The 14138-nt window shown below is 76.2% G+C and carries 9 protein-coding genes; 2 read left to right on the forward strand and 7 right to left on the reverse strand.

The annotated features are described in order from the left end of the window. Window positions 1-134: 134 nt before the first annotated feature. From ABEA15_RS05210 to ABEA15_RS05225, 4 genes are all read right to left on the reverse strand, one after another. Window positions 135-2537 (reverse strand): DUF5682 family protein, encoded by a 2403-nt coding sequence (locus tag ABEA15_RS05210; RefSeq protein ID WP_345555694.1) that lies wholly within the window; start codon window positions 2535-2537, stop codon window positions 135-137. Beyond that, window positions 2537-3634: an ATP-binding protein gene (locus ABEA15_RS05215; RefSeq protein ID WP_345555695.1), complete on the reverse strand. Its 1098-nt coding sequence runs from the start codon at window positions 3632-3634 to the stop codon at window positions 2537-2539. The genes ABEA15_RS05210 and ABEA15_RS05215 overlap by 1 nt, the downstream gene beginning before the upstream one ends. Further along, window positions 3631-5085, reverse strand: a complete 1455-nt coding sequence (locus tag ABEA15_RS05220) for a DUF5691 domain-containing protein (RefSeq protein WP_345555696.1) — start codon at window positions 5083-5085, stop codon at window positions 3631-3633. Before ABEA15_RS05220 ends, ABEA15_RS05215 begins: the two co-directional genes overlap by 4 nt. Before the next feature lie 178 nt (window positions 5086-5263). Continuing rightward, window positions 5264-6586, reverse strand: a complete 1323-nt coding sequence (locus tag ABEA15_RS05225) for an SWIM zinc finger family protein (protein ID WP_345555697.1) — start codon at window positions 6584-6586, stop codon at window positions 5264-5266. Window positions 6587-6857: 271 nt separating this feature from the next. Between ABEA15_RS05225 and ABEA15_RS05230 the strand changes: the two genes are divergently transcribed. After that, a complete protein-coding gene (locus ABEA15_RS05230) occupies window positions 6858-7865 on the forward strand; it encodes a methyltransferase (RefSeq protein ID WP_345555698.1) in 1008 nt (335 codons plus the stop codon). A 382-nt stretch (window positions 7866-8247) separates the two neighbouring features. Here the strand turns inward: ABEA15_RS05230 and ABEA15_RS05235 are convergent, their stop codons facing one another. From ABEA15_RS05235 to aroQ, 3 genes are all read right to left on the reverse strand, one after another. Next, entirely contained in the window at window positions 8248-8820 is a 573-nt protein-coding gene (locus ABEA15_RS05235) for an LURP-one-related family protein (protein ID WP_344143846.1), read from the reverse strand. 326 nt (window positions 8821-9146) lie between these two features. Next, window positions 9147-10265 (reverse strand): phosphate ABC transporter substrate-binding protein PstS, encoded by a 1119-nt coding sequence (gene pstS / locus ABEA15_RS05240; RefSeq protein ID WP_344143849.1) that lies wholly within the window; start codon window positions 10263-10265, stop codon window positions 9147-9149. 458 nt (window positions 10266-10723) lie between these two features. Next, entirely contained in the window at window positions 10724-11194 is a 471-nt protein-coding gene (aroQ, locus tag ABEA15_RS05245; protein WP_345555699.1) for a type II 3-dehydroquinate dehydratase, read from the reverse strand. A 550-nt stretch (window positions 11195-11744) separates the two neighbouring features. On the opposite strand from aroQ, the gene treY reads away from it, so the two are divergent. Then, entirely contained in the window at window positions 11745-14114 is a 2370-nt protein-coding gene (treY, locus tag ABEA15_RS05250; RefSeq protein WP_345555700.1) for a malto-oligosyltrehalose synthase, read from the forward strand. Window positions 14115-14138 lie beyond the last annotated feature (24 nt).

Genomic DNA, 14138 nt, shown 5'->3' on the forward strand with positions numbered 1-14138 from the left:
CGGCCGCCGATGCGGTCCCGCCGCCCCTCCCCTCCGGTGGACGTCGAGCGCCGTGCGGCGGGCGCGAGTGCGGCGACGGCGGCTCCGCGGCCAGGCCGCGAAGCGCGCCGCCGTGCCCTCGTGCCCGCGGTCCCTCACCCGCCCGCCGCGGCCAGGCCCAGCAGGCCCGCCGCTGCGGCGACCGCGGGTTCGGCCCTGCGGGCGTCGACGGTGTCGCCGGCCGAAGCGGCGCCCGCCTCGCCGTAGCGGCCCAGGGCGCGCGCGCTGTCGCCGATGGCGCGGCGCTCGGGCGCGGCGAACGCACCGAAGGTGCGCCGCAGCAGCGGCACCACCTCGATGAACGCGTCGGCGCCCAGACCGTTGAGCCAGCGGTCGACGATGCCCAGCAGCGCGGTGTCGTGCACCAGCAGCAGGCCGCTGCCCGAGAGGAACCCCTCGATCCAGTGCGCCGTGCGGGTCGGCGGCGTGCCGCGCGAGGCGGCGCGGGACAGCCTGCCGCTCAGGTCGGAGTCGCACAGCCGGCCGGAGTCGTGCAGGATCCGGTTCGCCCGCCCGCACACCCGCCCCGGCGCCGACTCGCGTACCGCGATCCGCTCCAGCGCCGCGAGCCAGGCGGCCTCGTCGTCGCCGCCCAGCAGCACCGCGGCGCGGTGCACGCCGTCGATCGCACCGGCCATCGCCGCTGCGGCGTCGTCGTCCAGCCCCGACACCGCCGGGACGATACCCGCCCGCACCCGGGCCAGCAGCTGGGCGGCCACCCCGCGCAGGGCGGCGGAGTCGCTGCGGCGCACGTCGCCGTAGCGGGCGGAGCGCGCCAGCGGGGGCAGGGCCGCCATGAGGTGCTCGATGTCGGCGTCCTCGGCGGCGCGGGCGGTCAGCGCCGAGACGACCGCGCCGAGCGCCCCGCCGAGGTCGGCGTGCAGGCACCGCTCGGCCAGCGCGGTCAGGTCCGGCAGGGCGGCCTCCGCCGCGAGCGACCGCACGCGCGCGTCCGCCGCGGCCTCGACGGTGGTGCCCCACACCGCCGCCTCGATCAGCGCCAGCTCCAGCTCGGGCCGCCAGGCCAGCGTCCAGCTCTCGCGGAAGGTGCCGCGGGAGCGCACGGAGTCGCCGCGCGGCCGCCCCCACTCGACGCCGATCAGCCCCAGCCGGTGCAGCAGCGCGCTGCGCCGCCGCCCGGTCTCCTCGCGCAGGTCCAGGTCGAGGTCGCGCGGCTCGGCCTTGGGCTGCAGGCGCAAACCGCGCTGCTCGGCGGCGAGGTCGCGCTGAAGCGGGACCTGCGGCGTGTCCGCCGAGACCGCGCCCATGCGCTCGCCGACGACCATCCGGCTGTGCAGCAGGTGCGCCCGCGCGCGGGCGCCCTCGCACAGCACCGACTCCGCGGCGTCGGCGACCTCCTCCAGCCCGGCCGCCGGGCGCCCGCGCAGCGCGGCCAGCGCCTCGGTGAGGCGCACGGCCTCGATGACGTGAGCCGAGGACACCGGCTGGTCCAGCTCGCGCAGCCGCCGCCCGGCCTCGGCCAGCCAGCGCTCGACCGGGCGGTCGGGCGCGGTGAACAGGTGGTGGTACCAGCCGGGCGAGCGCACGCCGGCCCGGTAGCCGGAGGCCGCCGTCAGCCGCCCGTGGGTCCAGGGGATCCAGGTGGCCGCCACCTTGGTCTTGGGCAGGCCGCGCAGCAGCGCGGTGTCCTCCGACACCCGGGGATGGTCCAGCAGCGCGGGCACGTGCCAGGCGCCGCAGACCACGGCGATGCGGCCGTCGACCGACTTCATCGCCTTGCGCAGCACTTGGCGCATGTGGGCCTCGCGGCGGGCCTCGCGCAGGCCCGCCGGCCCGTCCGGGCCCGCCCCGACCTCGGCCCGCACCGCCGCCATGGCCTCGGCGATCGCGGGGAAGGGGGAGGCGGCGGAGTGCGCCCCGGCGCCGGCGGGGGAGGAGCCGGCGGGCACGGCCGCGCGGCCCTCGACGACATCCTCCCACCAGCGCTCGGGGTCGTCGTAGCCGGCGGCCTCGGCCAGCATGCCCAGCGGGTCGGCGACCTCGCGGCCGGGCTCCTGTTCGGCGCTCTCAGCGCCGTCGGGGGCGGTGGTCCCGTCCTCGGGCGCGCCGCCGCCGGACCCGTCCTCCGGCCGCTTCGCGTCCAAGTTGGCGTTCGCGCCCGCGCCGCCTCCTTCGCCTTTTCCGTCTGCTCCTTCGGCCCGGTCGTCCTCGGCCAGGGTGTGCGCCGCGGGCAGGTCGCAGAAGCGGGCCCGGACGCCGTGCTCGGCCGCGTAGCGCAGCGCCGCCCACTCCGGCGAGAACGCCGCGAACGGCCAGAACGCCGCGCGCGCGGGCTCCGCGGGCACATAGGCCAGCAGCGAGACCGGCGGTGTCAGCTCGCCGACCAGCCCGACCAGTTCGTCGGCCTCGGGCGGCCCCTCGATGAGCACCAGCTCGGGCGCGATGCGCTCCAGCTCGGCTGCGACCGAGCGGGCCGATCCGGGGCCGTGGTGGCGCACGCCCAGCACGTGCACGCGGTCGGTGTCGACCGGCGCCATCAGCGGCTCACCTCGCGGCAGGCGCGGTAGAAGTCGTCCCAGCCGTCGCGCTCGCGCGCCACGGTCTCCAGGTACTCCCGCCACACCACGCCGTCGGAGACCGGGTCCTGGACCACGGCGCCGTGGATGCCCGCGGCGACGTCGGCGGGGCGCAGGGTGCCGTCGCCGAAGTGCGCGGCCAGCGCGATGCCGTTGGTGACCACCGAGATCGCCTCGGCGGTGCTCAGTGTGCCGCTGGGCGACTTGACCTTGGCGCCGCCGTCGGCGGTGGCGCCTTCGCGCAGCTCCCGGAAGACCGTGACGACCCGGCGGATCTCGGACAGGCTCGCGGGCACCTCGGGTAGCTCCAGGGAGCGGCCGAGCGCGGCCACCCGGCGGCTGACGATGTCGATCTCGTCCTCGACGCTGTCGGGGACCGGCAGCACGACCGTGTTGAAGCGCCGCCGCAGCGCGCTGGAGAGGTCGTTGACCCCGCGGTCGCGGTCGTTGGCCGTGGCGATGACGTTGAACCCCCGCGCGGCCTGCACCTCGGTGCCCAGCTCCGGTACAGGCAGGGTCTTCTCCGACAGCACGGTGATCAGGGCGTCCTGCACGTCGGAGGGGACGCGGGTGAGCTCCTCGACGCGGGCCAGGCGGCCCTCGGACATGGCGGTCATGACCGGGCTGGGCACCAGCGCCGCCTCGGACGGTCCCTCGGCCAGCAGCCGGGCGTAGTTCCAGCCGTAGCGGATCGCCTCCTCGGCGGTGCCCGCGGTGCCCTGCACCAGCAGTGTGGAGTCGCCGGTGACGGCGGCCGCCAGGTGCTCCGACAGCCACGTCTTCGCGGTGCCGGGCACGCCCAGCAGGAGCAGGGCGCGGTCGGTGGCCAGCGTGGCCACGGCCACCTCGACCACCCGCCGGGAGCCGATGTACTTGGGCGTGATCTCGGTGCCGTCGTCGAGCGTGCCGCCCAGGATGTAGCGGGTGACCGCCCACGGCGACAGCCGCCAGCCCGGTGGGCGCGTGCGGGAGTCGGCGCGCTCCAGGGCGGCGAGCTCCTCGGCGAAGCTCTGCTCGGCGTGCGGGCGCAGAGCGGCGGGGGTGGCGGAGACGGTCAAGAGAACTCCTTGTGCATCGCGGATCGGTACCTGAGGGTGTCGGCGAGGCGGATGAGCGAGTCGGGGCGGTCGTCGCCGGCCGCGCCGCGGCGGGCGGAGCCGGCGATGCGTTCGTGCAGGGAGGGCGGCATGCGCGAACCGGCCACCTCGCACAGCCGGGTCACGGCGGAGCCGGCGCGGTCGACGCCGTCGAGGGTGTCGGCCACGAGAGCGGCGAGCTCGGCGTTCCACGGGCAGGCGACCTGTTCGACGACCGACAGCAGGGCGGCCGCCTCGGGCATGCGGCGGTCGGAGCGCAGGAACTCCAGCGCCCAGGCGCACTGGTCGTCGGGCGGCAGCAGCCCCAGCAGAGCGGAGCCGCGGCTGGCGCGCACGTCGTACTCGCCGGTCAGCCGGTTCAGCACGACGGGCAGCAGCGCGCGGGCCCACGACCGGTCGCGCTGGAGGACCGCCGCGTTCGCGAGGGCTTCCAGCAGTTCGTCGTCGTTGCCCGCGGCGAAGGCGACGACGTCCTCGGGCCCCTCGCCCAGGTGGCCGCACCAGACGGCCAGCGGCGCGTGGGAGACCAGGATCCACAGCCGTTCCAGGGCCTCGCGGCGCGTGCCGCCGCGGTCGGCGCGGGGCTCGACGCCCAGCGCGCGGGCGAGGACGGCGTCGGCCAGGTCGGGGCGGCGGATCTCGGGTGTGCCGTCGGAGCCCCGGCGTACGTGGCCCCGGGCGTAGTCGGCCAGCAGGCGGCCGCGTTCGGAGTCGGGCAGGCGGGCCGCCAGCGCGAGGGCCAGTCCCCGCACGCGCGAGCTGCGGTCGGCCATCGCCTCCTGCAGCAGCGGCTCGTCGTCGGCGGTGAGGTGCGGCTCGCGGGCCTCCAGCAGTGCGTGGCGCTCCTGGGCGGGCCGCGCACGCCACTCCTCGGCGCCGATCCGCGGCGCCTCGTCGAGGCGGAGCACATACGCCCAGCGGGCGTCGAGCCCGGCCAGCCACAGGCCGCGCCGCCCGGCGACCGCCAGAAGCGGCCGCCCGATGCGGTTGTGGTCGCGCGCGCCGCGGTCCAGCAGGTCGGGCAGCAGCTCGGGCGGAACCCGCAGGCCCCGCTGCGCCGCCAGTTCCAGCCACTCCGCAAGCAGGCCGGAGCCGGAGGCGAGCAGATCGGCGAGCCGGCGTGCGGCGCGCGGGTCCGGAAGGGGAGCGGTCTCGGGCGGCGCCGGATCGAAGGCCCCGGGGTCCTGGGGAGCCGCCCGGTCGGCCGGGCGGCCGGCGCGGGCCCGCACGGCGGCCAGCGCGGCGCGGTCGAGCAGGGTGTGCGCGGGATCGTCGCGCTCCACGTGCGGCAGGCCCGCGGGACTGGGCGCGGACCGGCGCGCGGTGCCCACGAGCGCGGCCGAGACGACGTCGGACCAGGAGTCGGCGGTCGGCGGTGCGGGATCGGGGGGTGTCTCGGAGGAGGTCGTCACGAGGCGGTCCTCGGAAGTCGGGTGCGGGTGGGGGAGTCGGATCAAGCCGTGCTCGGGGGACGGCGGGACGCAGGTTTCGCGTGCTGCGGACGCCGGGCGGCGGTCGGCGCCGCCTTCGGGGGTGGCGCGGACGGCCGGTGGTGCGGGTGTGCGGTGCGCACGGCCGGGGCGGAGGCGGTCACGGGGTGCCGGCGAGGGCTCCCGGCGCCCGGGCGAGGTCGGCGAACCCGCCCTCGGCGTCCCACACGGACAGCGGCCGAAGGCCCTGGGGCGTCCACTCGCCGGCGACGGTGACCGGCGCGCCGCCGGACACCGCGGCCAGCGGCCAGCACGGCGAGCACTCCGCGAGCAGCGGCAGCGCTGCGCCCCCGGAGTCGGCGATCTGCCACGGTTCGCCGCGCACGGGGACGGCGCCCTTGACGACGACGGGCCACGCCTCCAGCCAGGGGTCGGCGGCCAGCGCGCCGGCGTAGGAGCCCAGCGCATCGTCGGCGCCGGAGCCGGGCGGCGGTGCCGCCGTGCGCTCGGCGTGCACGGCCACCACCGAGGCCCGCCACTCGGCCGGGTAGAAGGCCAGGTCGGCCTCGATCTCGGTGCCCGGGCGCGCCGGGGTCTCGGGGGTCTGCCCGGTCGGAGCGTAGGAGAGCAGCGCGGCCGTGCGCGCGGTCGCGGCGCCGTGCAGCCAGATGCGGCGGCTGCGTACCTGGCCGGAGGGAAAGTCGTACATGCCCAGCACCCGCCAGGTGTCGCGCACGGGCGCCGACTCGTCGGCCGAGGCGGGCAGCCCCGCCCGCGCGCAGACCGTGGCGCGCATGCCGTCCGGGAGTTCGTCGCGGCGCCGGAAGCCGCTGATCAGCAGGCGCAGCAGCGCGTACTCGCTCAGCAGGCGGTCGGGCCAGTCGCGGGCCGCACCCAGGCCGCCGAGGTCGCGCACGCGGTCGGCGAGCCGCCCCGCCTGGGCGTCGACCAGGCGGGCCGCCATGGAGTCGAGGCGGCGGTAGCCGTCGCCGCGTGCGGCCGCGAGACCGCTCTCGACCTGGTCGCGCAGCCAGAGGTCCAGCTCCGCCAGGCCCTCGGCCACGCGCTCTTCGCGCTTCTCCAGGCGCCGCGCGGCCGCCTCGGGATCGGCGGGTTCGGCCGGGCGTTCGCGCGCGGCCGCGCGGCGGGCCAGCCACTCGGCCGCGTACTCGGGGGCGCCACCGGTCTCGAAACCGCCCTCGGCCCACAGGTGCAGCAGCGCCAGCGTGTGCTTGCACGGGATCTTGCGGCTGGGGCAGCTGCAGCGGTAGGCGGGCGGGGAGCCGAGTTCGGCGACGACCCGGTAGGCGCTCTTGCCGCTGCCGGCGCATTCGCCCCACACCGCGGGCGCCTCGGCGCCGTTCGCGGGGCGGTGGCCGGTGGCGCTCCACTGGGAGGGTTTGGCGGTCTTGATCGCCGCCTTGCGGGAGGAGGGGTCGGGCGCGAGAGCCCAGACGTCGTCGGTGGTCCAGCGTGTGCTCACGAAGGGAAATCTAGCCCCCGGTGCTGACAGTTCCGTACGGCTCAGGCGCACCGCGCGCCCCGCAGACGTCTGCGGCCTCCGGCCCACCTTCGCGGCCTTCCCCGGCGGCTTCGCCCGCCGTGGCGGGGCGCCGGGCGCGCGGGCGGGTGCGCTGCGGCGGTCGGGTGCGGCGGACGGGTGGTGCGGGCCGCCCGGTGCCGGGGTGATGGCGGTTCGACGCGGCGTTACGGTTGGGGTGGTCGCAGGGGTAAAGGGCTGAACGGGGGGCGGGATGGCCGGCGACGAGGGCGAGGACCACGGGCTGCTGCGGCTGCTGATGGGGCCGTGGCTGGCCGAGGCCGTCGCCGCCGCGGTGCGGCTGGGGGTGATCGACCGGCTGGGCGACGCTCCGGCGTCGGCGGGCGAGCTCGCCGAGGGGCTGTCGCTGGCCGCCGACCCGCTCCAGCGCCTGCTGCGGCTGCTGGTGGGCCTGGAGGTGCTGGAGGAGCGCGACGGCCGCTTCGCTCTGGCGCCGATGGGCGAGCGGCTGCACAGCCGGCACCCCTCCTCGATGCGGGACCTGGCGCTGCTCTACCGCAGCGACTTCTTCCTGGGCGCCTGGCGCGGGCTGGCCGACTCCGTGCGCACCGGCCACCAGGCCTTCGCGTCCGTGTACGGGCGCGACGTCTACACCTACCTGGCCGAACACCCCGCCGAGGCCGCGCTCTTCGACTCCGGCATGGCGGCCGGCGGCTCGTTCGCCGACGCGCTCCCGGCCGTCTACGACTTCTCGCGGGCCGGGCGAGTGGCCGACATCGGGGGCGGCGACGGAAGCCGGCTGGCCGCGCTGCTCAAGGCGTACCCGGGCATGCACGGCGTCCTGCAGGAGCGTCCGCAGGTGCTGGCCGGCGCGCGCGAGCGGCTCGGCTCCCACATCGACGAAGGACGCTGCGAGCTGGTGGGGGCCGACTTCCTCGCCGAGGTGCCCGTCGCGGCCGACGCCTATCTGCTCTGCCGTGTCCTGCACAACTGGGACGACGACTCCTGCGGGCGCATCCTCGCCAACTGCGCCGCGGCGATGGGCCCGGGGGCGCGGCTGCTCATCCTGGAGCGCGTCATGCCCGACGACCGGCAGGCGTGGCTGTCGCGGGCCTTCGACGTGCACATGATGGTCATGACGACCGGCCGGGAGCGCACCGCCGCCGAGTACGAGGCGCTGCTGCGCCCGGCGGGGCTGGGCACCCTGGAGATCCGCGACCTCGGCGCGGAGATGCGCGTACTGGTGGCGGGCGGGGACTGACCCCGCTCCCGCACCGCCGCCGCCCCGGCAGCTGCCGGCAGGGACCCGGGACACGCGGTCTCCGTCTGCAAGGGGGTCGAGGTGGTCGGGACACGCGCGGGCAACCCGGGTCCGTGCCGGCAACTTCCGGCAGTGTGGCCGATCGCGGGCGATTTAGCCACGCCGGCGGTGGTGTGGGGGCCGGCGGGCGGCCGCGCGGCGGCGGTGCGGGACGCGTTCAGCACGCGCGGGCGGAGTGCGGGGGAGGCGGGGGCAGGGCCGGCCCGGCGGTTCGCCGGTCCCACCGGAATCCGGGATAGGGGATCGGCGGGCAGGCAAGGCGGGCGGAGGCGCTCCGCGCCGCCCTCGCGCACGAAGGCGCGGGTGCGAAGGACAGGTCCGGTCAGCGGGCCTGCAGCGCGTCCAGGGCGACCGCCATGGCGATGACCAGCCGGCGGTCGACGTTGGGGTCCTGGATCTGGACGGTGTAGCGGTCGCGGATGCCCCAGCGCTTGTCGATGCTGAAGATCGGGTGCTCGCCCGCGACGAAGTCGAAGTGGTAGGGCACGAACTTGGCCGCGTCGATGAAGCGGCGCAGGATGCCCAGCACCTGGTTGCGCTCCTGACCGGTGGCGGTGAACAGGCCCGGCTGCTCCAGGTGCCAGGTCGAGCGCAGCAGCGACTGCTTGAAGTCCTTGCGGAAGTTGCCGACCGGCTGCCCGTTGTGGTCGGTGACGTCGTAGGTCGCGCCGAGGTCGACGACCTGGCGGGCCTTGAAGCCCAGAACCGGGTACTGCTTGCTGTCGTCGGTGTAGAGCGTCACCTGCTCCTTGAAGGCCAGGCGCTTCTGCTGGGCGAAGGCGATCAGGTCGCCCTCGCTGCCGTCGGGCAGCAGCGTCCGGACCTCGTACTGGTTGACCATCATCCGGATCCGCTGGCGCACGGCGAGCTGCGTCAGCGTCTGCAACTGGTTCATCGGACTTCCTCGGTGTCGGAGGGACAAAGGGGGGTGAACCCGGCTGATCCTAGCGGGTGGCCCCGGTCACGGCACATCCAGACCGGAGCCGAGGCGCGATCGTGATCCCGCCGGGTCCGGCGGCCGTCCCGGCGGGCAGGGGCAGTGCCGTCGGTGCGGTCCGAGGGGCGGTGCCGAAGGGGCCCGGTCCCGGCCCGGAGCTCGTCCGCGAAGGGGGCGGCCGCTGAGAGGGCCCCAGACTAGACCATCGGGCGGGAATCAGCGTTGATCGCGGATGAACGGGACCGCAACAGGCCGATCCCGGACACCGGTGCCGTCCGTCCGGTTCACTCGGCTCCGCTGATGGCCGCGACCGCGTCCAGCAGTTTGCGGCGGAAGTCGTCGGGAAGCGGGGCCGAGCCGGTCTCCTTGGAGGCGGCCTTCTGGCCCTCGGCGCTGAGCACGTACTCCAGGAAGGACCGCACGCGCTCGGCGTCCTCGGCCGAGCTGTAGCGCAGGCAGGCGATCTCGTAGGTCACGAGCACGATCGGGTAGGTGCCGGCCTCGGTGGTGCCGTAGTCCAGTTCCAGCGCGTGGTCGTGCCGGTGGCCGCCCTCGGCCTCGGGGGAGGAGGCGACCACGCGCGCCGCCGAGTCCGGGGCCACGTCCACGAACTCGCCGCCCACGCCGATGGACGCGGTGGGCATGTCGCCGGTGTGCGAGGCCTCGACGTAACCGATGGTCCCGCGGCCGCCGTCGACCGCCTCGGCGATGCCGCTGTTGCCCTGGGCGGCCTCGACCGGCCTGATCGGCCACGTGCCGCCGGGCTCGTGCGGCCAGGCCTCGCCCGCCGCCGCCGCGAGGTAGCCGGTGAAGTTCTCGGTGGTGCCGGAGTCGTCGGCGCGCGTGACCGGGGTGATGCGCAGGTCCGGCAGGTCGGCGTCAGGGTTGTGCTCGGCGATCTCGGGGTCGTTCCAGCGGGTGATCTGCTGGTCGAAGATCTTGGCCAGGGTCTCCGGCGGCAGGTTCAGCGAGTCGACGCCCTCCAGTTGGAAGATGACGGCGATCGGCACGACGTAGCCGGGGAGGTTGATGGCGGGGGCGCCGCCGGCGCAGCGGTCGCGGGCCCGTTCGCGCTCGCGCCGGTCCAGCGCGGCGTCGGATCCGGCGAAGTCCACCGCGTTCTGCAGGAACTGGCTGCGGCCGGCGCCCGAACCCACGGAGTCGTACAGGACCAGGGCGTCCTCGCAGGCTAACTGGTAGCCGGCCACCCAGGTGTACATGGCGTTCTCCTGGGCGCTGGAGCCCGCCCCCGAGAGGCTGCCGTCGAAGCAGGCGATGTCGTCGGGGACCGCGGGCGGCCGCTGGCCGTTTCGGAGGGCGTTGTCGCTGCCGCATGCGCTGGTCAGTGCGAGGACGCCGACCAAGGCGGCCGCGGAGAGAGTGCGGTGGCCGGGCAGGGTCACGGGACGTTCATTCCCCTTGTGCGAGCGGGTGGCAACCCTGCGTGTGCATCAGGGTTCGTGCTGGAACGGGGGCTTCCGGTGGTGCGACCGAACGCTGAAGAGAAAACTAACAACAGCTGAAGTGCCCTGCCCAACGGCACCCGTGTGAATCGGCGCGCACCCCCGTGCGCGGCGTCACCGGAGCGCACCGCCGCTCCCGCCCGCCGCGCCTTCCGGCGGTCCGCACACGGCGTCGCGGCGCCCGCCGGCGCCCCCGGGGCCCGCCGCCCGAATCAGGGCCGGGCCTCGCGCTCGGCCGGGCGGTGGTCGGACCTCTCATCAGCGTCCCAACGGCACCTCTCGAGCCCGGTGACACCCCCGGGTCATGCGATCGACAGGGGGACGCAGCCGTGCCGGGCTCAGAGGCCGACGGCCCTCTTGGAGGGCACCAAGAACACAAGGGGGGCCGCGCCCGCGCCTCAGCCCGCGGCCGAGCGCCGCTCCTCGACGCGCGCCAGCACCGCGCGCAGTCCCAGCTCATAGCCGGCCGGGCCGCATCCGGCGATGTAGCCCTGCGCCACCGGTGCCGTCACCGACGTGTGCCGGAACGGCTCACGGGCGTAGACGTTGGAGATGTGCACCTCGACACAGGGGGTCTCGACCGCGTCGATCGCGTCGCGCAGCGCGATGCTGTAGTGGGCGAACGCACCGGGGTTGAACACGACACCGTCCAGCTCGCGCGCCCGGTGGACGTGCTCGACCAGCGCGCCCTCGTGGTTGCTCTGCGCGCACTCCACCTCCGCGCCCAGCTCGGCGCCCAGCGCCCGGACGCGGCGCTCGATCCCCTCCAGCGTCACCGTGCCGTACTGCTGCGGGTCGCGGCTGCCCAGCAGGTTCAGGTTCGGCCCGTTCAGCAGGAGCACGCGGACGGCGGCACTGGACTCGGCCATGGGACGGACCCTCCCCGGATCGGATGGTGCGGATAAGGCGGTGCGGACCAGACGATCCTAGTTGTACTCGGTCATGGCGTCGGTGACAGGCGGCGGAGCGGTGGGCGGCCTCCGACCGCGGTGCGGGCCCGGCCGGTGGTGCCGTGTTCCACCCAGCCTGGCAGAGCCGGGCCGGGTGGTCGTCGGAGACGAACACCTGCCGGTGGGCCCGCTCGGCGACCGGTTGCGGTCGAACCGCTCCACGTCGCCGTTCCGCCGGGGGCAGTGGGGCCGGACGAGGGCCCGCCGCGCCCCCCGGGCCTGCACGGCGGCGACGCCGCGGCCGCGCGCAACGCCCGCGCGCTGTCGGCCGGGACGCGCGCGGCAGGAGGCCCGCCGCGCCGGCTCCCGTCTCATCGGGCGGGATTTCGGCACAGGCCAGGGGGAGTAGCCGCCCACCGCGGCGCGGACGCAGTCGCAACCGGCCCGCCGGGCGAGTTCCGCCGGACCCGCGCGCCCGGGGCGGCCTCCCGGGGTTCGAGCACGCGTGTGCAGGGCAGAGAACACCTCGATGGACCCCTACAGCCCGACCTCCACCTACCGGCTGCAGCTCGGGCCGGGACTCACGCTCGACCGCGCGGCCGGGCTCGTCGACTATCTCCACCGGCTCGGCGTCGGCGCCGCCTACCTGTCACCGATGCTCACCGCCGCGCCCGGTTCCGCGCACGGCTACGACGTCGTCGACCCCGCATCGGTCTCGGGGCCGCTGGGCGGCGACCGGGCGCGCCGCGAGCTGGTGGAGCGGCTGCGCGAGCGCGGCATGGGCGTGGTGGCCGACATCGTGCCCAACCACATGTCGGTGGCGGCTCCGGCCGCCAACCCGTGGTGGTGGGACGTACTGCGCAGCGGCCCGGGCTCCGCCTACGCCCGCTGCTTCGACGTCGACTGGTCGGCCGGGCCCCTGGAGCTGCCGGTCCTGGCCGACGACGGCGACGGCGGAGCCGGCGCCTTGAAGCACCTCGGCATCGCCGACGACTGCCTGACCTACGAGGACCACCGCTTCCCGCTGGCGCCGGGCACCTACAGCCCCGGTGACGACCCGGCCGAGGTCCACGAGCGCCAGCAGTACCGGCTGGTCTCCTGGCGGCGCGGCCGGGAGCGGCTGTCCTACCGCCGCTTCTTCGACGTCACCGGGCTGGCGGCGGTCCGGGTCGAGGACCCCGACGTCTTCGCCGCCGCCCACGCCGAGATCCTGCGCTGGGCCGAGCGCGGCGAGCTGGACGGCCTGCGCGTCGACCACCCCGACGGGCTCAGCGACCCCGGCGCCTACCTGCGCCGGCTGCGCGACGCCTTCGGCGGCTGGATCGTCGCCGAGAAGATACTCGAACCCGGCGAGGCCCTGCCGGCCTCCTGGCCGGTGGACGGCACCACCGGCTACGACGCGCTGCGCGAGGTGTGCGGCCTGTTCGTCGACCCCGGCGGCGAGGGCCCGCTGACCGAGCTGGCCCGCTCGGTGGGCGCGCCCACCGACACCGCGGCCGTGCGGTCCGGTTCGCGGCGGCTCGCGGCCCGCGAACTGCTCGCGCCCGAGGTGCGCCGCATCGCCGCTCTGGTCTGCTCCGCCGACGCCGACGCCGACGCCGACGCCGACGCCGACGCCGACGCCGACGCCGAGCGCGCCCGCGACGCCGTGGCCGAGCTGCTCGCCTCCTTCGAGGCCTACCGCAGCTACCTGCCCGAGGCGCGGCCCGTGTGGGACCGGGCCGTGGCCGCCGCCCGGACCGCCCGGCCCGACCTCGCCGCCGTTCTCGACGACGTCGACGAGCGCGTCCGCACCGACCCCGCCGGCGAGCTGGCCGTGCGCATCCAGCAGACGAGCGGCATGGTCGTCGCCAAGGGCGACGAGGACACCGCCTTCTACCGCGCCACGCGCTTCGTCGCGCTCAACGAGGTCGGCGGCGACCCCGCCCGCTTCGGCGTGTCGCCGGCCGAGTTCCACGCGTGCTGCGCCCGCCGCGAGGCCTGCCGCCCGCGGACGATGACCGCGCTGTCCACGCACGACACCAAGCGCTCGGAGGACGTGCGCGCCCGCCTGGCGGTCCTCAGCGAGTTGCCCCGGGACTTCGCCGCCGCCGTGCACCGCTGGCGGGCCGCACGCGGGCTGAGCGAGGCAGGCCTGGACCTGCTCGCCTGGCAGACGCTGGTGGGCGCCTGGCCCATCAGCGGCGCGCGCCTGCGCGACTACCTGCTCAAGGCGGCCCGCGAGCAGAAGGAGCGCACCGCCTGGGTCGACGGCGACCCCGGCTTCGAGGAGGAGGTCGCCGCCTGGCCCGAGCGCGTGCTCTCCGACGAGGACGTGTGCGCCGACGTCGCCGCGTTCGTCGGCCGCGTCCGCGCTGCCGGCTGGAGCAACGCGCTCGGCCAGAAGCTGCTGCAGTTGGCGGGCCCCGGAGTCCCCGACCTCTACCAGGGGTCGGAGCTGTGGGACCTCTCCCTGGTCGACCCCGACAACCGCCGCCCGGTCGACTTCACCTGCCGCCAGACCCACCTGGAGCGCCTGGAGGGCGGCCGGCTGCCCGAAGTCGACGCCGGCGGGGAAGCCAAGCTGCACGTGGTCCGCACTGCGCTGCACCTGCGCCGCGAACGCGACCTGCGCGGCTACCTCCCGCTGGAGCCCGCGGGCCCCGCCGCCGACCACGCCGTCGCCTTCGCCCGCGGCCCCCGGCACGACGTGGTCGCCGTCGCCACCCGGCTGCCGCTGGGGCTGGCGGCCGGAGGCGGCTGGCGCGGCACCGGCCTCCCGCTTCCGGGCGGCAGGGGCACCTGGCGCGACGCGCTCACCGGCCGGGTGCTGCTGCCGCAGCGTACCGACGGCTTCTGCGCCGCGGACCTGGAGAGCCTGCTGGACCGCTACCCCGTGGCGCTGCTGGTGCGCGACTGAACGCGAGCGCGCCGCCGCCCGCAC

Origin of the sequence: Streptomonospora halophila (genome assembly GCF_039542725.1) — a bacterium.
Lineage (GTDB): Bacteria > Actinomycetota > Actinomycetes > Streptosporangiales > Streptosporangiaceae > Streptomonospora > Streptomonospora halophila.

Excerpts from the sequence above, each read along its gene's own strand:
- treY (WP_345555700.1), top strand. The coding sequence starts at position 11,745 with ATGGACCCCTACAGCCCGACCTCCACCTACCGGCTGCAGCTCGGGCCG.
- ABEA15_RS05230 (WP_345555698.1), top strand. The coding sequence starts at position 6,858 with ATGGCCGGCGACGAGGGCGAGGACCACGGGCTGCTGCGGCTGCTGATG.
- ABEA15_RS05235 (WP_344143846.1), bottom strand. The coding sequence starts at position 8,820 with ATGAACCAGTTGCAGACGCTGACGCAGCTCGCCGTGCGCCAGCGGATC.
- ABEA15_RS05210 (WP_345555694.1), bottom strand. The coding sequence starts at position 2,537 with ATGGCGCCGGTCGACACCGACCGCGTGCACGTGCTGGGCGTGCGCCAC.
- aroQ (WP_345555699.1), bottom strand. The coding sequence starts at position 11,194 with ATGGCCGAGTCCAGTGCCGCCGTCCGCGTGCTCCTGCTGAACGGGCCG.